At 59.7% G+C, this 20236-nt stretch carries 15 protein-coding genes; 9 read left to right on the top strand and 6 right to left on the bottom strand.

The window, feature by feature from the left end:
• Positions 1–915: 915 nt before the first annotated feature.
• The gene (locus tag EDC14_RS06005) at positions 916–4194 is read right to left on the bottom strand and encodes a methyl-accepting chemotaxis protein (protein WP_132013358.1); all 3279 of its coding nucleotides are present in this window, start codon (positions 4192–4194) and stop codon (positions 916–918) included.
• Positions 4195–4635: 441 nt separating this feature from the next.
• On the opposite strand from EDC14_RS06005, the gene EDC14_RS06000 reads away from it, so the two are divergent.
• The 5 genes from EDC14_RS06000 (at position 4636) to gdhA (ending at position 10307) form a co-directional block, all read left to right on the top strand.
• A complete protein-coding gene (locus tag EDC14_RS06000; RefSeq protein ID WP_132013357.1) occupies positions 4636–5592 on the top strand; it encodes an acyl-CoA dehydratase activase-related protein in 957 nt (318 codons plus the stop codon).
• Positions 5589–6683, top strand: coding sequence for a hypothetical protein (locus EDC14_RS05995; RefSeq protein WP_132013356.1), 1095 nt, complete (start codon positions 5589–5591; stop codon positions 6681–6683). The genes EDC14_RS06000 and EDC14_RS05995 overlap by 4 nt, the downstream gene beginning before the upstream one ends.
• Positions 6658–7623: an acyl-CoA dehydratase activase gene (locus EDC14_RS05990; protein WP_132013355.1), complete on the top strand. Its 966-nt coding sequence runs from the start codon at positions 6658–6660 to the stop codon at positions 7621–7623. The genes EDC14_RS05995 and EDC14_RS05990 overlap by 26 nt, the downstream gene beginning before the upstream one ends.
• Positions 7624–8124: 501 nt before the next feature.
• On the top strand, positions 8125–8580 hold the full coding sequence (locus EDC14_RS05985; RefSeq protein WP_165907825.1) for a GreA/GreB family elongation factor: 456 nt from the start codon (positions 8125–8127) through the stop codon (positions 8578–8580).
• Positions 8581–9002: 422 nt separating this feature from the next.
• Positions 9003–10307 (top strand): NADP-specific glutamate dehydrogenase, encoded by a 1305-nt coding sequence (gene gdhA / locus EDC14_RS05980; RefSeq protein WP_243662825.1) that lies wholly within the window; start codon positions 9003–9005, stop codon positions 10305–10307.
• Positions 10308–10526: 219 nt separating this feature from the next.
• Here the strand turns inward: gdhA and EDC14_RS05975 are convergent, their stop codons facing one another.
• Entirely contained in the window at positions 10527–13793 is a 3267-nt protein-coding gene (locus EDC14_RS05975) for a methyl-accepting chemotaxis protein (RefSeq protein WP_165907824.1), read from the bottom strand.
• A 114-nt stretch (positions 13794–13907) separates the two neighbouring features.
• On the bottom strand, positions 13908–14414 hold the full coding sequence (locus tag EDC14_RS05970) for a chemotaxis protein CheW (protein WP_165907823.1): 507 nt from the start codon (positions 14412–14414) through the stop codon (positions 13908–13910).
• Positions 14415–14684: 270 nt separating this feature from the next.
• On the opposite strand from EDC14_RS05970, the gene EDC14_RS05965 reads away from it, so the two are divergent.
• The 3 genes from EDC14_RS05965 (at position 14685) to EDC14_RS05955 (ending at position 16810) form a co-directional block, all read left to right on the top strand.
• Positions 14685–15233, top strand: coding sequence for a biotin transporter BioY (locus EDC14_RS05965; protein WP_132013351.1), 549 nt, complete (start codon positions 14685–14687; stop codon positions 15231–15233).
• 75 nt (positions 15234–15308) lie between these two features.
• On the top strand, positions 15309–16058 hold the full coding sequence (locus EDC14_RS05960; RefSeq protein ID WP_132013350.1) for an energy-coupling factor ABC transporter ATP-binding protein: 750 nt from the start codon (positions 15309–15311) through the stop codon (positions 16056–16058).
• Positions 16046–16810, top strand: coding sequence for an energy-coupling factor transporter transmembrane component T family protein (locus EDC14_RS05955; RefSeq protein WP_132013349.1), 765 nt, complete (start codon positions 16046–16048; stop codon positions 16808–16810). The genes EDC14_RS05960 and EDC14_RS05955 overlap by 13 nt, the downstream gene beginning before the upstream one ends.
• Positions 16811–16957: 147 nt before the next feature.
• Here the strand turns inward: EDC14_RS05955 and EDC14_RS05950 are convergent, their stop codons facing one another.
• The 3 genes from EDC14_RS05950 to modA are packed head-to-tail and all read right to left on the bottom strand — an operon-like array spanning position 16958 to position 19103.
• Entirely contained in the window at positions 16958–17608 is a 651-nt protein-coding gene (locus tag EDC14_RS05950; protein ID WP_132013348.1) for an ATP-binding cassette domain-containing protein, read from the bottom strand.
• Positions 17538–18290, bottom strand: a complete 753-nt coding sequence (gene modB, locus EDC14_RS05945; protein WP_132013347.1) for a molybdate ABC transporter permease subunit — start codon at positions 18288–18290, stop codon at positions 17538–17540. Before modB ends, EDC14_RS05950 begins: the two co-directional genes overlap by 71 nt.
• A 45-nt stretch (positions 18291–18335) precedes the next feature.
• On the bottom strand, positions 18336–19103 hold the full coding sequence (gene modA, locus EDC14_RS05940; protein WP_132013346.1) for a molybdate ABC transporter substrate-binding protein: 768 nt from the start codon (positions 19101–19103) through the stop codon (positions 18336–18338).
• A 181-nt stretch (positions 19104–19284) separates the two neighbouring features.
• Between modA and EDC14_RS05935 the strand changes: the two genes are divergently transcribed.
• Positions 19285–20220: a helix-turn-helix transcriptional regulator gene (locus tag EDC14_RS05935; protein ID WP_132013345.1), complete on the top strand. Its 936-nt coding sequence runs from the start codon at positions 19285–19287 to the stop codon at positions 20218–20220.
• The last annotated feature ends 16 nt before the right edge of the window (positions 20221–20236 follow it).

Raw genomic sequence — 20236 nt, 5'->3', positions numbered from 1 at the left:
AAAAACACCATTCCCTCGCTGCGGCTTATCCACATTTCCATTGGGGAATGGCGAGGGTCAATGTTGTCAAGCGATAATTACATATTATGGGATGAAACATTGTCCGCCCAGTACACGAGGATGAATACGAGAAAAATCTGAGATGCCTAAAAACGACCTCACCCCGGCCCTCTCCGACGATGTGATTCAAAGAAGCGGATTCAGCGGAGAGGGATGACGGAGCTTGAAATTTGGGCCTCTTGGAAGTCTCAGCGATGGCCTAAAAGATAGGCCCGAGTTTTGGGCGATTCACCTCTCCCCGTCGAATATCTTCTTCGAAATCAGCATCGCCGGGGAGAGGCCGGGAGAGAGGTCGCTTTTGGAGTTCGTAGCTTGTCATAAAATACACTTCCATTTTATCCCACGATAGCTTGACAACATTGGGGCGGGACCGGGGATATTGTGCCCCCTAATATATCAGTTGGGCTTCCCTCATGTAAGGTATGGTCTTCCGTCCAACTCGGATCTTCTCCATCCTTGTTAGGATGAAAGCCATCCTTGTAAGGGATGCTTCGATCCTTTCAAAGGATCCTGCGATCCTTGTAAGGGATGCCATGATCCGTGTAAGGTATGGTCTTCATCCTTGTAAGGGATCCCATGATCCTTTCAGAGGATCCTTCGATCCTTGTTTCCCCGAGGATCATCCTAGCATCCCGAAGCCTTCGGGAACCATCCCGAGGAGTCCGGGATAAAGGACCAAAGCTTCGGGATGCTTCCCCAAACCTCCGGGAAAGAGGACGGAGGCTTCGGGAAGCATCGACAAGCTTTGGGGATGCTTCCCCGAACCTTGAGGAAGCATCCCCGGCTTCCATCCCTGACATTCATCCGCCGGTTCCGGTATTAAAAAAACCCGGGAGAGGCTCCCGGGCTTTCCGTTCAATATTTGCCGAATTCGCTCGAACCGGCGAGGTCCGGCTTTTTGGATCGGGCTTTTGGGGCCGGCCGGCTGTCCGACTCGGCCGCCTGCTCCGTCCGGGCGCCGCCTTTCAAGCGGAACCGTCCGACCATCTCTTTCAAGTGTTCGGCCTGGCTGGACAGTTCCTCGCTGGCCGAGGCGCTCTCTTCCGAAGTGGCGGTGTTGGTCTGGGTCACTTGGGAGACCTGGTTGATGCCCTGATTGATCTGGGCGATGCCGGTGGCCTGTTCGTTGGAGGCGACCGCGATCTCGCTCACCAGGTCGGCGGCCTGGGTGACGGCGGTCACGATCTTGTCCAGCGATTCGGCGGTATTGCCGGCGATCTGGGTACCCTCCGCCACCTTGCGCAGCGAACCCTCGATCAGTTCGGTGGTCTCTTTGGCTGCCTTGGCGCTTCGCCCCGCCAGGTTGCGGACTTCTTCGGCCACCACTGCAAAGCCTTTGCCGTGCTGGCCGGCGCGGGCCGCTTCCACCGCGGCGTTCAGGGCCAGGATATTGGTCTGGAAGGCGATCTCGTCGATCACCTTGATGATCTTGGATATATTGGTGCTGGCCTCATTGATGCCGGTCATCGCCGCCACCATCTGCTCCATCTGGGCATTGCCCTGGATGGCGTTGTCCTTGGTCAGATTGGCCAATTCATTGGCCTGGCCCGCCCGCAGGGCGTTCTGCTTGGTCTGGGCGGCGATCTCGGCGATCGAGGCCGACAGCTCCTCGACGGTGGCCGCCTGCTCGGTGGCGCCCTGCGACATAGACTGGCTGCCGGAGGAGACCTGGCGGGAAGCGGCCGCCACCTGATTGGCGGCGATGTGAATCTCGCCCAGGACCTGGTTGAAGGAGTCGATGGCGCGGTTCAGGGATTCCTTGATCCGGGCGTATTCTCCTTGATACTCTCCGGCCATGAGCGACTCCAGGCTCCCCCGGGCCATCTCGTCCAGCACCGCCGAGGCTTCGGCGATGGGGTGCGCCATCGCGTCGAGCGCGCTGTTCAAGCCGATGACGATCTCCTGGTACTTGCCGCTGAATTTGGCCGCGTCGCCCCGGGCCTTTAATTCGCCGCTGGCGGCGGCCCCGGCCAGCATATTGGTCTCCCCGATGAGCGCGTCGATGGCTTCCATCATCGCGGTGGCCGACGGCATCATCCGGTCATTCTCCGAGCGCCGGCCGACCCTGCGGAACTCCTCCAAGCGGCTGATGTCGCCCTGGGCCAGCCGGACAAAGACATCCTGGACACTGAGCAAACGGGTCCGGGTCGTGTTGATCTGCGCGGCGAACTCCCGCAGGACCCCTTGATACTCGCCCTTCATCTCCTGGGTATAGTCGTTGACCGCGATTTTGCCGAGGACCGCTTCGGCTTCGGTGAGGGGGGCCACCACCGCGTCCAGGGTGGCATTGAAGCCTTCGATCACCCGGCGGTATTCGCCGGCAAACTTCCGGATATCGCCCCTGCTGTCCAACTGCCCGGCGGTAGCGGCCTCGGAGAGCCGCACCGACTCCTGGACCATCTCCAGGACCGTCTCCATCAGGTGGATTAGGGAAGGCATCAGCCGGTCGTTTTCGCTGCGGCGGCCGACCTGCCGCAGCTCCTCCAGGTCGCCGAAGTCGCCGTCGGCCATGTTGGCGGTGACCCGTTGCAGGTTGTTCAGCCGGTCGATGACGCCGTTGGTCGCCTGGGCAATCTCGTCGTATACGCCTTGATAATTGCCTTCGATCTTCTGAGTGTAATCGTTTTGGGCCATCCGCTGCAGCACGGCATTGCTCTCGGTCAAGGCGCCCAGGCCCTCGATGCAGGCGTTGATGCTGTTTTTGAGATTATTGAAATCGCCCTGGTATTCCGCTTCCAGTTGCTCCGGGATCTCGCCCCGGCCGATCCGCTCGATATAATCGGCCGCCACGTGCAGCGGATCGATCACCGCGTCCAGCGTCTGGTTGATTCCCGCCACGATCGTTTGGAAATCGCCTTGATGCTTCTCGGCGTCGGCCCGCACCGACAATTGCCCGGCGATGGCCGCTTCCGACAGCATGTTGATGTCGGCGATGACCGATTGGATATTGCGGATCATCTCGTTGAGATTGGTATTGAGCAGATCCCGGTCCGATCTCACCTCCAGCTGCAGGCCGAGGTCTCCGGCGGCGATCCGTTCGGCGGCCCGGGCCCCCTCGCGGATGTTGTCGACCATGACGGTGAAGGAGTTGGCCAGCACCCCGATCTCATCCTTGCTCCGGATATCGAGCTGAATGTCGCAATCGCCCAGGGCCATCCGCTCGGTGGCGGCGGTGAGGCGCTGCAGCGGCTGGATGAGCATGCGCCGCGTCGCGAAATAGGAGATGAGCAGACCGGCCACCACGCTGATGCCCAGCAGGATTAGAAATCCCAGCGCCAGCTGGTTGCTCTTTTGCGTGTACTGAGAGATGGGGGTATAAGAGATCAGGTATAAGTCGCGGGCCGCGTCTTTGGCATAGGCGGCCAGGTATTTCCGGCCGTCCATGGTCAAGAAGTCCACGCCCGAGTCCCGGATCGACATGTTGCGGAAGAAGCGCGCGGTCTCGGCGCCGGCTTCATTCAGGTTGAGCTTCATGATCTGATCCGCCGTTTCGGAGGCGATGATCAGGCCCTGGCCGTTGACGATCATGGTCTTGACCGTCTGCTCCTGGCCATTCGCGATAATTTGTTCGGCGACTTTCCCGAGCTCGATCGCCATGGTGAACACGTAGAGCGTCTGAAAATCATTGCCGCTGACCGCGATGTAATTGACCATCACCGGCCGCCCGGTGGTGGGGGAGACGCGCACCACGCCAAACTGGGTCGTCTTTTGATCCGTCGTTTTGTTGTCAGACTTTCCGCCGATGCCGTCCACGGCGGCTTTGCCATCGTAATAATAGAGCATATTTTCGTAGAGGCCCTGGCCTTTCTGAACCTCCCCCTCTAAAAAGGTGGCAAGCTGCCGCCGTTTGGCCGCATCTGCCCTGCCTTGCTTCAGCGCCAGAAAATACTCCTTGGCAAAGGGGTCGTTGGCCAGAGTCTGGGCGAGGTTTTCCATGTTGGTCAACTGGTAGTTCAGTTTGCTCTGTTTCTCGCTGGTGACCATCGCCAGATTCTTTTGGATCTCTTCCTTGATGGACGAGGTGACGATGAGATTGACAAAGACGAAGATGACCAGCGCCGGAATGATGACGAAGGCATTCAACAGCAGCATGGTCTTTAAAAATAAGGAACTTGCGATCTTCTTGGGCAACATTTCTCGAAACCTCCTTGTTTTTCTTTTGAATCCGTTCCGGTTTTCAAACGCCCTGGGTCCGCGATTTCCTCAAACCTTCCCTTCCCAAACCGCTTATCGCAAAAAAAGGTAATATCGGCGCGAACCAATATTACCTTTCGGATACTGTCGTTTGTGGATTGTGCCGACTCCTTTATTCAAACCGGGAGATACCCTACACCATCTTTTTCGGAATCGGATGAAAAATTAATTAGCTTTTTTTAAAAGCGTTGTGATAAACCCCGGCCGATCCGGCGGGCGTTGTCCATAGCTGGAAGGAGAATGACGGCCCGCCGGAGATTTCCCGCAAGGATGTATTTTTCTGGGGCTTTTTCTACACAATAACCAACAAAACACCGATTCAGACCGCCGGCGGAACGGCGGCCCTAAGATTCCACTCTGCCAGAAAAGAGATGAACTCCCGTGCGTATCGGCATTCCCAACACGTTATTCGCAGCCTATCACCTGCCGTACTGGCGGCATTTTCTCATGGAATGCGGCGCGGAGGTGGTCCTTTCGCCCCCGAGCGAGTCCGCCATGGCCGATCGGGGCGGTAAGCTGATCCCGCCCGAATTTTGCATTCCCGTCAAAATCTTCATGGGCCACATCCTGAGCCTGCTCGAGCAAGGAGTGGACCTGATCCTGGTGCCCAGAATGAACAGCCGGGTCAAAGACAATTTTTTCTGCCCGAAATTCATCGGTTTGCCGGAGATCGTCAAATACGCGATCCGTGAGACCGATGGCCGGTTACTCATCCCCGAGGTCAGTTGCAACGGTTCCCACATCCGAATGCTGCAACTGCCGGGGCAGCCGCTGGCCCCGCCCGGCTGGATGCGCCGGGCCGAGCAGCGGGCCAATGCCGCTTGGGAGCAACTGTTGGCCCGTTGCCGCCGGGAGCGGCTGATCCTGCCCGAAGCCTGCCGGGAGTCGCGGCCGGCCCCCGGCGCGGCGCAACTCCGGATCGGCCTCTTGGGATATGCCTACAACTTATACGACCCCTGGATCAGCAAGGGCATCCCCGCCAAATTGACCGGTCTGGGAGCGTCCGTCCTCACCTGGGAGATGCTCCCGACCGACCGGATCGAGCGCGGACTGCGGGCCTTGCGGCGGCCGGTCTACTGGAACTTCGGCCGCACCTTGCTTGGGACGGGGCTTCATTTTCTGGCCGCCCCGGAGTTGGACGGGATCGTTTACGTCAGCACCTTCGGCTGCGGCCCCGACTCGGTGGTTCTGAAATGGTTGAGCCTGGAGGCGGCCGAGCGGCAAAAGCCGTTCCTCTCCCTCTCCTTGGACGAACATGCCGAAGACAGCCATTTGCAGACCCGTCTGGAGGCGTTCTGCGATATGCTGAGCGCCAAAAAGGAGGAACACGCCGTTTGAAAGTGACCTTTCCCCACATGGGACCGGTGCTCGCCTATGGCAAGCTCTTTGAGAAGCTGGGCCACGAAGTGATCATGCCGCCCCGCCCCACCGCGCACACCGTCGCACTGGGGGTCAAACACAGTCCGGAATTCATCTGTTTCCCCTTCAAAATCATTCTCGGCAGCTACCTGGAGGCCGTCGCCCAGGGAGCCGAGCTCATCGTGACCAGCGGCGGCGTCGGAGCCTGCCGGGCCGGCTATTTCGGCGCCTTGAGCGAGAAGATCCTGCGCAACCTGGGGTATGATGTGCGGGTGCTGGTCTTCGACAGCATTTTCGAGGATTTTCCCGGCTTTTACCGCCAATTGCAAACCCTGACCAATCAGCGTTCGCTGCCGCGTTTCCTGAGCGCGCTGCAACTGACGATCCACATGGTCTGGGCTTTGGATAAATATGAAAAACGGCTCAACAGGGTCCGGCCCTACGAAATGATCCCCGGCGCCTGCAATCAAAGCTGGCGGGAGATCCAAAGGCTCATCGGCGGCAGCGACAACCTGCGGGAGTTATGGCTGCGCATGAAGCAGGCCGACGCGCTCATCGCCGCCATCGATCGGGAGCCCCGGTCCGACATTCTCAAAGTGGGATTGGTCGGAGAGATCTATTTGGTCATGGAAGGCTCCATGAATCATGAGCTGGAAACCCGCTTGGCGGCGCTGGGGGCGGAAGCGGTCCGTTACCGCTATATCTCCAGTTGGCTAAAGCATTGCCTTTTCCCGCCCCGTTCCATCTTTCGCAAGGCCGATCGCTACCTGAAATACAGCATCGGCGGGCATGAAAGGGAGAACATCGGGCAGATCGTCGCCTATAAGGAACAGGGCTTCGACGGAATCATTCATGTGATGCCTTTCGGCTGCATGCCGGAACTGGTCACCCAGACCATCATTCCCACCCTGAGCGAGGAGCTGGATCTGCCGATCCTCTCGCTATCCCTGGACGAACAGGCGGGGTGGGTCAACAGCCAGGTCCGGCTGGAAGCCTTCATTGAACTATTGCGCAACCGCAAAGAATTGGCAAAGGAAGGTCATGATGGACAGCGTATTTTTGGGAGTTGACGTCGGCTCGGTCAGTACCAACATCGTCGGGCTGGACTCACAAGATCAGGTCGTTTTCGAATGTTATTTGCGCAACGACGGCCAACCGCTCCAGGTGATCCAGGACGGCTTGCAACGGCTGCGGGCGGCGCTTCCGGAGTCCGCCGTCGACGCGGTGGGTGTGACCGGCAGCGGCCGGCATCTGGCTGCGGCAATGGTGGGAGCGGACATTGTGAAAAACGAGATTACCGCCCACGCCGCCGCCGCGGTCCACGCCTATCCCGCGGTCCGCACCATCCTGGAGATCGGCGGCCAGGACTCCAAGATCATTCTGGTTCGGGACGGCGTGGTGGCGGATTTCGCGATGAATACCGTCTGCGCCGCGGGTACGGGTTCGTTCCTGGACCATCAGGCCGAACGGTTAAAGATCCCCATCGAGGAGTTCGGCGCCCTGGCCCTGACCGCGACCCATCCGGTGAAGATCGCCGGCCGGTGCACCGTATTCGCCGAATCGGACATGATCGCCAAACAGCAATTCGGTTTCTCCAAACCGGACATCATCAACGGCCTCTGCGAGGCGCTGGTCCGCAACTACCTGGCCAATCTGGCCCGGGACAAAGCCATCGCCGAACTCATCCTCTTCCAAGGCGGAGTGGCCGCCAACCAAGGCATCAAGGCCGCCTTTGAAAGGGCGCTTCAGGCGCCGGTCCTGATCCCGCCCCACTTTGCGGTGATGGGGGCCATCGGCGCGGCGCTGCTCGGCAAGAAGCAGCTGCAAAAGACCGGCGCAAGCTCCCGTTTCCGGGGCTTCGAAAAACTGTTCCTGCAATTCACCCCCGCCACCTTCGAATGTTCCGGTTGCAGCAACCGCTGCGAGATCATCGAGGTAAAGCAGGAGCAGCGCGTGATCGCCATTTGGGGGGACAAATGCGGCAAATATACCAACGGGGTTCCGGCCTGACGCCGCCGCGAAGTCAGAATGAACGCTGCCCTGGCCCCGGCGGAGCAACTCGCTCCTTGCTCCGCCACTTTCCGCAATGACTCTGTCCGGATGAACCGTTCCGTTACACGGATAACCGAGCTTCGGCCTGACACTTACGGGGAACAAGCGTTCACGGTATTTAACGGCGCTTTAGCTATTAAATTGGTATTTTTCAATTTAATTCCAGATGATTCCTGTATTTACATCCATTGTATTTAATGATATGATGAACCCAATTGAACATCCGAGCCACTCCAATTCATGGGCATTGTCTACACGGCAATGCCCATCCGCTTTTTTTAGGGTTTTTCCATGAATTGGCTTTTTATTCCTTTTCCTTCAAAACCCACGATCCGCTCAAAGAACGGCTCTGCCGCCGCGCCGAGTCTTATAAGGGAGTTCGCCATTCCATTCCCGATATTCAGGCGGCGTTTAACCGATTCAGCATACCGCCGATTTTCAGACGAAAGGAGATATATCATGAATCAAAAAATTTTTGTCTCGAAAAAACAATTTCAAAGACTTTTGCGAACCAATATCGACTTTGAAGAGAATCTGCCCAAACTAATTTATGAGTATCTCCCCGGCGATTCTCAAAAGCAACAGGAATTTAAAGCGTCATTCCAGAGCTATCTGCAGCTTTTTGACCAATTGTTGCCGCACGTGGTGGTCGACGATTCCCAGGCCGGGGGGCTTTTTCCCTGTGCAGTGCTGGGAGCGTTAATCACCATCCAGGACCTGGATAACCAGATGGTTTCCGAATACCGCCTGATCGCGCCCTTTGAAAAAAATATCGCGCCCGGGGACATCTCGATCCTGTCGCCGCTTGGTGAAGCGCTATGGTTGAAAAAGATCCACGACGACGTGGTAATTGCCGCCCCGGGCGGCCGTTTCCGCTATCGGATCGTCGCCATCACGCTCCCGGCTGGCGATTGAGCGCTACGCCACGCCGTCGCTACGGCATGCTCCGTAAATCCCGGTGAATGATGCGCCGACGGAAGTTTTGGAATGAGTGCATTAAAAGCCATGTGATAAAGTCCTCTAATTCGGAAGTCATCCTTTCAATGGACTAAAAAACGACTTTATCACTTGCTTTTCTGAGCTTTTGTGTTCACCCTGGCCTTCGGACAGGGTTTATCACAACGCTTTTAATATGCGGCTAATATTTTCACTTTATAAAAATTATTTGAAAACTACAATCGCCCGATTCCATTATATACTTGACGAATTCATCAACCGTTTATAAAATAAAATTGAAAATATTTTCACAATATGAAAAAGATAGCTATCTTTTTCCATTTGGAGTATTCTATGAAGGGCGTGTTTCGCGAATGCAATTACAACCATTATTGTAGCAAGTGATTCAGAGAAATCCCCACGAGCCCGAGTTTCATCAAGCGGTCCATGAAGTATTGGGTTCCCTTGAGCCGGTGCTGGAACGGTATCCCCAATATCGCAAAGCCGGCATTCTGGAGCGGATCGTCGAGCCGGAACGGCAGATCATCTTTCGTGTCCCTTGGGTGGACGATAGCGGCCAGGTCCGGGTGAACCGGGGCTTCCGGGTCCAGTTCAACAGCGCCATCGGCCCCTACAAAGGCGGCTTGCGCTTTCATCCCTCGGTCAATTTGGGGATCATTAAGTTTTTAGGGTTTGAACAGACCTTCAAAAACGCGCTCACCGGTTTGCCGATCGGCGGCGGCAAGGGCGGCAGCGACTTCGATCCCAAGGGCAAGTCCGAAGGGGAGGTCATGCGCTTCTGCCAAAGCTTCATGACCGAGCTGTACCGCCACATCGGAGCCGACGTCGACGTGCCGGCGGGCGACACCGGTGTCGGCGGCCGGGAGATCGGTTATTTGTACGGCCAATATAAGCGGATCACCCAGTCCTATTCCGGCGTCCTGACCGGCAAGGGCTTGAATTGGGGCGGCAGCCTGGTCCGGACCGAGGCCACCGGCTATGGTTTGGGGTATTTCGTGTCCGAAATGATTCAAGCGCGGGGCCGATCGTTCCAAGGCGCCAAAGTGGTCATCTCGGGCTCGGGCAATGTCGCCATCTATGCCACGCAGAAAGTTCAGCAACTGGGCGGAACCGTCATCGCCCTGAGTGACTCCGACGGCTATATTCACGACCCCGAGGGGATCAAGCTGGAAACCGTGAAGCGCCTGAAGGAAGTGGAGCGGAAACGGATTCGCGAATATGCGCTCGCCCATCCAGCGGCGGTCTATACCGAAGGCTGCTCCGGCATCTGGACCCTGCCCTGCGATATCGCCTTGCCGTGCGCTACCCAGAATGAAATCAGCGAGGAGTCGGCCAAGACTCTCATTCGTAACGGATGTTGGGCGGTAGCCGAAGGAGCGAATATGCCGTCGACCCCCGGAGCCGTCCAGCAATTCCTGGCGCACGGGGTGCTTTTCGGTCCGGCCAAGGCCGCCAATGCCGGCGGCGTGGCCACCTCCGCCCTGGAAATGTCCCAGAACAGCCTGCGCTATTCCTGGAGCTTCGAGGAAGTCGACGCCAAGCTGAAAGCGATCATGACCGGCATCTATCGGGACGCCAGCCGGGCGGCTCAGGAATACGGCTCCCCCGGTAACCTGGTGAGCGGTTCCAATATCGCCGGCTTCTTGAAGGTCGCCCGGGCAATGTACGAACAAGGCGTCGTTTGAGACAGCGTGTCCTTTTCGAATTCCGGTTCAAGTAATATAAAGCACCAACGCTGAGGCGTTGGTGCTTTGTTACTACCTACTGATTGGACTTCCCGTTCTTCTTCCGGCTGCGCGCTCGCGCTTTTATCGCCAACACGGCCAAGGCTTTTCCCTGCAAAATACCCGACGGCATTCGTCCGAATTGTTCTTCCTCCCGCCGCCTGGCTCCTTTTTTGCCGTTCAGTACTTTCCGAATCCAATGCTCCCCATGCGGTCCGGAACGGTTATGCGGTCCGTTGCTTCCCGATCCTGCGCCGCCTCCACCGCTTGGCGCTTCAGCTTGAACCGTCCGACCATCTCTTTCAAGTGTTCGGCCTGGCTGGACAGTTCCTCGCTGGCGGAGGCGCTCTCCTCCGAGGTGGCGGTGTTGGTCTGGGTCACTTGGGCGACCTGGTTGATACCCTGATTGATCTGGGCGATGCCGGTGGCCTGTTCGTTGGAGGCGGTCGCGATCTCCTGTACCAAATCAGCGGCCCGGGTGACGGCGGTCACGATCTTATCCAGCGATTCCGCGGTACGACTTGCAATTCGCGTGCCATCGGCGGCTTTACGCAACGACCCCTCGATCAGTTCGGTAGTCTCTTTGGCCGCCTTGGCGCTCCGTCCGGCCAGGTTGCGGACTTCTTCGGCCACCACCGCGAAGCCTTTGCCGTGCTGGCCGGCGCGGGCCGCTTCCACCGCGGCGTTCAGGGCCAGGATATTGGTCTGGAAGGCGATCTCGTCGATCACCTTGATGATCTTGGAAATATTGGTGCCGGCCTCGTTGATGCCCTGCATCGCCGCAAGCATCTCCTCCATCTGGGCATTGCCCTGGATGGCGTCGTTTTTGGTCAGATTGGCCAATTCATTGGCCTGGCCCGCCCGCAGGGAGTTCTGTTTGGTCTGGGCGGCGATCTCGGCGACCGAGGCCGACAGCTCCTCGACAGTGGCCGCCTGCTCGGTGGCGCCTTGTGACAAAGCTTGACTCCCCGCCGAGACATGGCGGGAGGCGGCCGCCACCTGGCCGGCGGCGCTGTTGATCTCCCCGAGTACCTGATTGAAAGCAGCGAGGGCGCCGTTCAGGGACTCCTTGATCCGGGCGTATTCCCCTTGGTATTCCCCGGCCATGACCGACTCCAGACTCCCTCGGGCCATCTCGTCCAGCACCGCCGAGGCTTCGGTGATCGGAAGCGCCATCGCGTCGAGCGCGCCATTCAGGCCGATGACGATCTCCTGATACTTGCCGCTGAATTTGGCCGCATCGCCCCGGACCTTTAATTCGCCCCTGGCGGCGGCCCCGGCCAGCATATTGCTCTCCTGGATCAAGGCGTCGATCGCTTCCATCATCGCAGTGGCCGACGGCATCATCCGGTCATTCTCCGAACGCCGGCCGACCGCGCGGAACTCTTCCAACCGGCTGATATCGCCCTGGGCCAGCCGGACAAAGACATCCTGGACGCTGAGCAAACGGGCCCGGGTCGTGTTAATCTGCGCGGCGAACTCCCGTAAAACCCCTTGATACTCGCCCTTCATCTCCTGCGTATAATCGTTGACCGCGATTTTGGCGAGGACCGCTCCGGCCTCGGTGAGGGGGCCCACCACCGCGTCCAGGGTAGCGTTGAAACCTTCGATCACCCGGCGGTATTCGCCCCCAAACTTTCCGATGTCGCCCCGGACATTCAACTCTCCGGCGGCGGCCGCTTCTGAGAGGCGCACCGATTCGTGGACCATGGCCAGGATAGTTCCCATCATTCGAGTCAAAGACGGGGTCAGCTCATCATGCTCCGAAAGGCGCCCTACCTTTTGCAGCGCTTCCAAGTCGCCGAAATCGCCCTGCGCCATATGGGCGGCAGTCTGTTGAATCCCGATCAGCTTGGCCAGGACCTTGTTGACCGCCTGGGCAATCTCGCCATAGACTCCGTGATAATCCCCTGCAATCTGCCGGGTGTAATCATTCAGCGTCATCTGTTGCAGCACGGCGTTGCTTTCGGTTAAAGCGCCCAAACCCTTGATACAGGCGTTAATACTGATCTTCAACTGATTATACTCGCCCTGGTACTCCCCGGTGAGCGGCGGCGGGATCTCGCCCTGCCCGATCCGTTCGACGTAATCGGCGGCGGTGTTCAACGGGCCGACCATCGCATCCAACATCCGGTTGATCCCGAGCACGATCTCGCCAAAAGCCCCTTGAAACTTGGCGTTATCGCCGCGGACCGCCAACTCCCCGGCGGCGGCGGCTCCGGTAAGCCTTTGGGTCTCGTCGATCAGTTCCCGCAAGGAATCGATCATCTGTTGCATGCTCAAAGCCTGAAGATCATCGTCGGACTTGGGGCGGATCGTCACCGCCAGATCGCCGGCGGCGATCCCCCGGGCGGCTTGGGCCCCTTCGCGGATGTTCGCGATCATTTTGTTGAAAGCTTGAATCAGGCGACCGATCTCATCGCCCGAACCGGCTTGGAGATCGACATTCACATTGCCGAGGGCCAGCTTTTCAGCGGCAGCCATCAAGCCGGCGATGGGCCTGCTCACATAGGAGCGGGTCACGACGTAAATAACGGCCAGAATGAAGCCCAGCGCGATCAGGAACATGGCCGGAAGCTGCCATGTCAAATCGTCGATCGGTTTGAATATGTGATCGCGCGGGACGGTGACCGCCAGAAACCAGTCCATGCCGGGAACCGGATTGTAGGCGATAAATTTGGTGATGCCGTTGAAAAAGTACGATCCGAAGCCCGTCCCGCCGGCGATCATCTTCCGCGTATATCCGGCCATGGCCCCCAACCGGGGATCCCTGGCCGCGTTTTTCAGGCTGTTATCCTGTTTGAGCACCAGCTCATAATGCTGCGGATTGGCGATGAGGGTTCCTTCCCGGTCCACCATATAGACGGATCCCTTGCCGTCGGCGACCCGGATCTGCCGCAGGATGTCGGTGAGGATCTTCCCGTCGAACACCGCGTTTAGGACGGCGGCTACCCGGTTGCCGGCGTCGCGGATCGGGGTCGTCACCACCAGAATCAATTTTCCATCCACCTTGGCGAGGGACGGGCCGCCGACCGCGGTCTCGCCCTGCTTGGCCCGTAGGAAATAGGGCTTGTCGGCGATGTTCGCTCCCTTCTTCCGATCGGTGGTGAGCAGGTTGCCTTGCAAGTCAACGATGGAGAACCGCAGGCAGCCGATGCGTTGCGCCTCTCTCAGCAGCGCCGGTTGTTGCACGGCGAAATTCATCGACCGGATATCGGGGCGCTCCGCGATCGCCTCGATGGTCGCCTTGAGCTTGTCGATCTGCGACGCCACCAGGTTGGCGCTGTTATTGGCGGTATTGCGGTAGGATGTTTGAATATCGTGCTGCAACAAAGCGGAAACCCGCGCATAACTCAAGGAACCGATGGTTCCGAAGGCGATCACCATGATCGCCGCGACGCTGAGAAAGATTTTCAGGCCAATCGGCGCATTATTGAACCATTTCATGATCTGCAACTCCCTTTGCAAATTCCCCGATCGATTTTTGACACTCTGCCAAGGCCGGGCCATGCCAATTGCCAGGATACGCCCGCCCCGGGACGATTTGCGATTCTTCCCGTTCTACGCGCGCGTCAACTCATAAACCGCCGCCAAAACGGGCCATTCCTTCTCCAGCAGTTTTTCCCACCCTAACAGTTTGACCTCTTCGCCCTCCCTTCCGGAAGCGGGAACCGACCGGAACCCCGGCTCGTCATCCTCCTCAGGAAAGGCGGAGAGCTGCCGCTCGGAAAGCTCCATCATGGCAAGAAACCGGTCCACCACCACTCCCACAGTCAAGCCGTTGATCTCCACCACCAGGATACAGGCAGGCGCCTGATCCTCCGTCCAGCGCCGTTGCAAGAGCAAGCGCATGTCCAGCACGGGAACGCTCCTCCCCCGGTGGTTCATGACGCCCATCAGGTAGGCCGGCAATTCGGGAAGCCGGGTGATGGTCTGATGTTGCAAAATCTCGGCCACCTTGCGGATGGGAATCCCATAGGCCTCGTCGCCGACGGAGAACGTTGCAAAAATATTCTCGGATGCGGCGGCGCCGGGTCGCGCTTCATCTTCCCATTCTGTGCATTTCAAAGTTTTCTGAACCTCCAGGCGATTGGGGGGAGTCGGCCCCGGGATGGCCATGGGAAACTCCCCGTTTCATCCTTTTTATATATTTACCATGATACGCGATTCCCAAAAGAAAACTACCCGGTAAATCCGGTATTTCACCCGAAAATCCCGCGCTCTTGCAACGGATTGCGAATGTCAACTTCGGTATTTATTCGAAGTTGACATTCGTCGAACGATCCCTTACAATAAATCCGAATGAAAGCTTGTGAAAATCAGCAAAGGAGCTTCGCCATGGATTCCAATTCATCGTTACGCCCGACCGTTTTCGCCTCTCTTTTTACCGCGCTGATCATCGTCGGCGGTTACTTAAGCTTCCCGTTGCCTTTCAGTCCGGTCCCGGTGGTGCTGGCCGATTTCTTCGTGTTGCTGTCCGGTCTGGCGCTCGGGGCCGCCTGGGGCGGGGTGAGCGTCGGTTTCTTCCTGCTGCTGGGCCTCATCGGCCTGCCGGTCCTGGCGGGCGGCGCGGCCGGACTGCCGGTGTTTTTCGGGCCGACCGGCGGCTTCCTCCTCGGCTATCTGGCCGAAGCGGTATTGGCCGGTTTCATCGCCCGGCGCGGCCGGCCTTGCCTCTGGAAAGACCTGACGGCAGTGGTGGCCGGATTCACGGTCCTCTTCGTCCTGGGCGTCCTCTGGCTTCATTTCTCATTGAAACTGGACTGGCCCAAGACGCTGGCCGCCGGGCTGCTACCCTTCATTCCCGGCACCGTCATCAAGGCCATCGCCCTCATACTGTTGATCCGGCCGCTCCGCTCGCTCTTGGCCAGGCTTTCCGGGCAATAGCGGTCCGCCAGGTACGCCCCGCGGGGGCGTCCTCCGCCGCGCGGTTCCAAAATTCATTGCAACAGGATGATCCCTATGAGCTTACTCGAAATCCGACATCTGACCAAAATCTTCGCCGGCGGCACGGTCGCCCTCACGGACGTCCATCTGGCGGTGGACCGGGGCGAGCTGCTGGTCCTCGCCGGAACCAACGGTTCCGGCAAGACCGTGTTGGCACGGCATCTCAACGGCCTCTTGCTGCCCACCTCGGGCGAGGTGTTGCTGGAGGGGGCGCCCATCGCGGGGCGGCTGCCCGAGGTCCGGCGCCAGGTGGGATTGGTCTTTCAGAATTCCGACAATCAGATCGTGGGGGAGACGGTCGCCGCCGACGTGGCCTTCGGTCCGGAGAATCTGGGGCTGCCCCCGGCCGAGGTCCGGGAGCGGGTGGCCGAGGCCCTGGCCCAGGTGGACCTGGCGGCCCTGGCCGAAGCCCGGCCGCAGCTGCTCTCCGGCGGGCAAAAGCGGAAGCTGGCCATCGCCGGGGTCCTGGCGATGCGGCCGAAGCTGATCGTGTTGGATGAGCCCTTCACCGGGCTGGATTATCCGGGCGTGGTCCAGATCCTCCGCCAGCTGCTGCGGCTGCGGGAGCAGGGCCACTCCCTGATCATCGTCACCCACGAACTGGAGAAGATCCTGGCCCACGCCGACCGGATGGCCGTCCTGTCCGCCGGCCGGTTGGTGGCGTCGGGAGCGCCCGGCGCTCTGCTGGGGCTCCTGGAGGAGTACGGCATCAAGCGGCCGTACGGAGAGGAGCGCCCGGTGGCGACCATGACATGGCTGAGCTGAATCTGTTTCGTTTCACCCCGGGTGACTCGGCCTTGCACCGGATGGACCCCCGTTTCAAACTGGCCGGCCTGATCCTGATCAGCCTGACCGCGGGGCTAGCCGACGGCTGGAGCGGCGTCGCTCTGGTCACGCTTTTTCTGGCTTGGACCTTCCGGCGTTCCCGCCTGCCCCGGACTACCTTGCTCCGGGAGCTGCGCCGCTTCGTCTGGTTATTCGCCTTCATCCTCGCGGCGCGCTCTTTTGGGCATCCGGAGGGCGAGGCGGGGTTTTGGGGGTTCTCCCGCGCCGGTTTCGCGGCGGGATTGCTCTTCGACTGGCGGCTCATGGCGGTCCTGGCCGCCGCGTTGCTGCTGGCCGCCACCACGCCGCTGACGGAGCTCCGCAACGGGCTGCTATGGTTCCTGCACCCCCTGCCCTGGCTGCCGGCGGCGCGAATCGGGACGATGTTCAGCCTGACCTTCGCCCTGGTCCCGCTGCTCTTCGAACAGGCCGAGGCGGTCCGGGAAGCCCAGATCGCCCGGAGCATCGAATCGGTCAAAAACCCTTTGCGCCGGCTGACCAGTCTGGCCTGGCCGGTGCTGCGCGAGACCTTCCTGCGGGCCGACGAATTGATCCTGGCGATGGAGGCGCGCTGCTATACCGAACAGCGCAGCCGCCCGGTCTTCCGGAGCGCCGCCGCGGACCGGCTCAGCCTGGGCCTGATGCTGGCCCTGATGGTCCTGGTGGCCGCCTGCCGGATGCTCGGAGTCTGACCCGGCCGGTTTCTCTCCCGAAAACAGCCGCGCCAGGTCTCAAAAAAACTGCGGCGGCCAGTGCCGCAGTCTCTCGCTTCCCCAAAGAGGCTGTGGCGGTCGCCGCCGCAACAACTTTATCCGCCGCCGTAATCCCGTTCCCGTCCCTCAGCTCACGCCGGAACGCTCCCGGATCCGGCCCCGTTCCATATAGAGGATGACGTCGCCCAGCTTTTCGGCCTCGGCCGCGTCGTGGGTGACCAGGACGAACGGGATCCGCCACAATTCCTGCAACCGCAGCAGCTCGTCCTGGAGCTCGCTCCGGGTGTCGCTGTCCAGCGCCGAGAGGGGTTCGTCCAGGAGCAGGAGCCGGGGCTCGGCCATCAGGGCCCGGGCCAGGGCCACCCGCTGTTTCTCGCCGCCGGAGAGTTCCTCGGGGTATCGTTCCGCCAGGGACTCGATGCGCAGCTGCTTCAGCAGGTTGGCGAAGGTTTCGCGGACCGCGGCGGTGAAGGTCTTGACGCTGTAAGTGATATTGCGGCGCACCGTCATATGGGGAAAAAGCGCATAGTCCTGAAAGACCAGGCCTACGCCGCGATCCCTGGGCGGCAGCGCCACCCGGGCATCCGCATCGAAAAGCACCCGGTCGCCCAGGGCGATTCGTCCGGCATCCGGCCTCAACAGCCCGGCAATGCTCCGCAGGATGGTGGTCTTGCCGCAACCCGACGGCCCGAACAGCACCACGATATTATTTGCCGCTTTGAACTCCACTTGAAGCTGATACTCCGGCAATTCCTTCCCAATGGCCACTTCTAACACGCCAACGCCTCCTCGCCCACTTGCCAAAGCTCTTGTTCAACCAATGATTCACCCCATAGACCATCCCGAAGGTCAGGACGCTGATGATCAGCACATAAAGACCGGCGGTGGTCAGGTCGTTGCTTTCCGACGCGAAATAGATGGCCACCGGAATGGTCTGGGTCCGGCCCGGAATATTCCCGGCCACCATCGCCGTGGCCCCGAACTCGCCCAAAGCCCGCGAGAACGCCAGCACCATGCCGGAATAGATCCCCTGCCGGGCCAAGGGAAGGGTCACGGTGCGAAAGACCTTCCATTCCCCGGCCCCCAGCGTCCGGGCGGCGTCTTCCAGGTGGTGGTTCACTCCCTGCAGCGCGGCCTTGGCGCTCTGGTACATCAGGGGAAAGGCCACCGCCGCCGCGGCCAGCACCGCGGCGAACGGCGTGAAGACGATCTGGAATCCGCCCAGCTGATTCAGGAGCTTGCCGATGGGGCCCTGCCTGCCCACTAGGACCAAGAGCAGGAACCCGGTGACGATCGGCGGCAGCACCAGAGGCAAGGTCAGCAAGGTTTCGCAGAGATTTTTGCCCGGAAAATCGCGCCGCGTCAGCAGATAGGCCGCGCCGATCCCGGCGACGGCCACCCCTGCCAGCGACATGGCTGCAATCTTCAACGATAGGAGCACGGGTTGCCAATCCATCATATCATCACCTGTTCCCTCGGTCATCCGTCACTGCCGACCGCCTTGTTATTTGACGACAAAACCATATTTCTCGAAGATTAGCTTGGCCTCGGGCCCGCTCAGAAAAGCCAGATATTCGGCGGCTTCCTTGGGCTGCTTGGTGCCGGCCAGCACCGCCGCGGGATAGATCACCGGTTCGGTCGAGCCGGCCGGCGCCGCCGCCGCCACCTTGACTTTGTCGCTGATGGCCGCGTCGGTCCGGTAAACGATGCCCGCGTCGACGTTGCCCGTCTCCACGTAGCTCAGGACCGCCCGGACATTGGTGCCGTAAACCGCTTTGTCCTGAATCTTATCCCACAGGCCCAGCTTTTTGAAGGCCTCCAGGGCGTATTGGCCGGCCGGCACCGAGGCCGGAGCGCCGATGCCGATCCTTTTCACGCTGGCCAGCGCCAGGTCTTTAAAGTCCTTCAGATTAATGTTGGCGTCCCTGGGGACGACCATCACGATCTCATTCTCCAGCAGGTTGCGGCGGGTGCCCTTCTTGATCAGATCCTTCTTCTCCAAATTGTCCATCTGCTTCAGCGCGGCGGAAACGAAGACATCGGCCGGCGCGCCCTGCTCGATCTGGGTCTGCAGCGCTCCCGAGGAATTGAAGTTGAAGATCAGCCGCACGTCATGCTTGGCCTCATAGGGCTTTTCCATTTCCAGCAAGGCATCCTTCAGGCTCGCGGCGGCCGAAACATACAAGTCGGCCTTGGGCGCGGCCCAGCCCGCCGTCGCGCCCAGCAGCAAAACCAACATACCGATCAGCACAAGACCCCGATGTTTCATCATGTTTTTCCTCCTTTGAATCGCGAATCGTATCGTTCCCCCAAACCATGACCAACATAAACCAACATAACCCAATTATGACTTTATTGTATTTTATGTTATACTAAAAAGCAAGAGCATGTTAGAAATACTTACACAAAAGTTACAAGTCTCTGACAAGGGACGGACGATTGAGGTGCCAGCCATGCCCGACAACATCTCCTACACGCCTGAAGAGGTGGCCCGGATCCTGAAGATCTCCCGTTTCACCGTTTACGAGCTGATCAAGCGCGGCGATCTGGCCGCCTACCGCATCGGCCGCAAGGTCCGGGTGGAGCAGGCGGATATCGACCAGTACATCCAGAACACCAAGTCCTGCGTGCCCAACCTTACCCGATCGATGGTCCAGGCCCCGGATCCCGGCGGCGATACTCAAGCCGGCTTGATCATCTGCGGCCAGGACCTGATCCTGGACACTCTCTCCCAGCACCTGGAGAAGCTCCTGCCGCAGCTGCGCTTCCTCCGCCGCCATATCGGGAGTATGGACGGGCTCTCCGCGCTCTATCACGGCGCGGCCAACCTGGTCACCGCCCACCTCTGGGACGGTGACTCCGGCGAATACAACCTGCCCTACGTCCGGCGGATGTTGCCCGGCCATAAGACCGTCATTTATAACCTCGTCCACCGGATGGAAGGCTTCTACGTGGCCAAAGGCAATCCCAAAGCCATTCAAGCCTGGCCCGATCTGGTCCGGCCCGGGCTGCGCTTTGTCAACCGCGAATGCGGTTCCGGCGCCCGGGTGCTGCTCGATGAGATGTTGCGCCGGCTCCAGCTGGAACCGGCCCGGATAGCCGGGTATGATCAGGAAGAGACCAGCCACATCGCCGTGGCCAGCCGGGTGGCGCGGGGCGAGGCCGATTTCGGCCTGGGGATCGAGAAGGCCGCCTCGCAGGTGGCCGGGGTGGATTTCATTCCTTTGCACAAGGAGCGGTACGATCTAATCTTCCGCAAGGAGGATTTGGGGTTGCCCCATTTCCAGGCGGTCCTGGAGATCCTGCGTTCCAAGGGGTACCGGGACGAGGTCACGGGCATGGGGGGCTACGATCTGAGCATGATGGGGCAGAAGATCGCCGAGGTCTAGCCGGTTCTAGCCGCCG

It is taken from the genome of Hydrogenispora ethanolica (assembly GCF_004340685.1).
Lineage (GTDB): Bacteria > Bacillota > UBA4882 > UBA8346 > UBA8346 > Hydrogenispora > Hydrogenispora ethanolica.
The sequence above is the reverse complement of the archived record's forward strand: the minus strand, read 5'-3'. Positions and strand labels throughout refer to the sequence as shown.

Excerpts from the sequence above, each read along its gene's own strand:
- EDC14_RS06005 (WP_132013358.1), bottom strand. The coding sequence starts at position 4,194 with ATGTTGCCCAAGAAGATCGCAAGTTCCTTATTTTTAAAGACCATGCTG.
- EDC14_RS05990 (WP_132013355.1), top strand. The coding sequence starts at position 6,658 with ATGGACAGCGTATTTTTGGGAGTTGACGTCGGCTCGGTCAGTACCAAC.
- EDC14_RS05985 (WP_165907825.1), top strand. The coding sequence starts at position 8,125 with ATGAATCAAAAAATTTTTGTCTCGAAAAAACAATTTCAAAGACTTTTG.
- EDC14_RS05975 (WP_165907824.1), bottom strand. The coding sequence starts at position 13,793 with ATGAAATGGTTCAATAATGCGCCGATTGGCCTGAAAATCTTTCTCAGC.
- EDC14_RS05965 (WP_132013351.1), top strand. The coding sequence starts at position 14,685 with ATGGATTCCAATTCATCGTTACGCCCGACCGTTTTCGCCTCTCTTTTT.
- EDC14_RS05960 (WP_132013350.1), top strand. The coding sequence starts at position 15,309 with ATGAGCTTACTCGAAATCCGACATCTGACCAAAATCTTCGCCGGCGGC.
- EDC14_RS05955 (WP_132013349.1), top strand. The coding sequence starts at position 16,046 with ATGGCTGAGCTGAATCTGTTTCGTTTCACCCCGGGTGACTCGGCCTTG.
- modB (WP_132013347.1), bottom strand. The coding sequence starts at position 18,290 with ATGATGGATTGGCAACCCGTGCTCCTATCGTTGAAGATTGCAGCCATG.
- modA (WP_132013346.1), bottom strand. The coding sequence starts at position 19,103 with ATGATGAAACATCGGGGTCTTGTGCTGATCGGTATGTTGGTTTTGCTG.
- EDC14_RS05935 (WP_132013345.1), top strand. The coding sequence starts at position 19,285 with ATGCCCGACAACATCTCCTACACGCCTGAAGAGGTGGCCCGGATCCTG.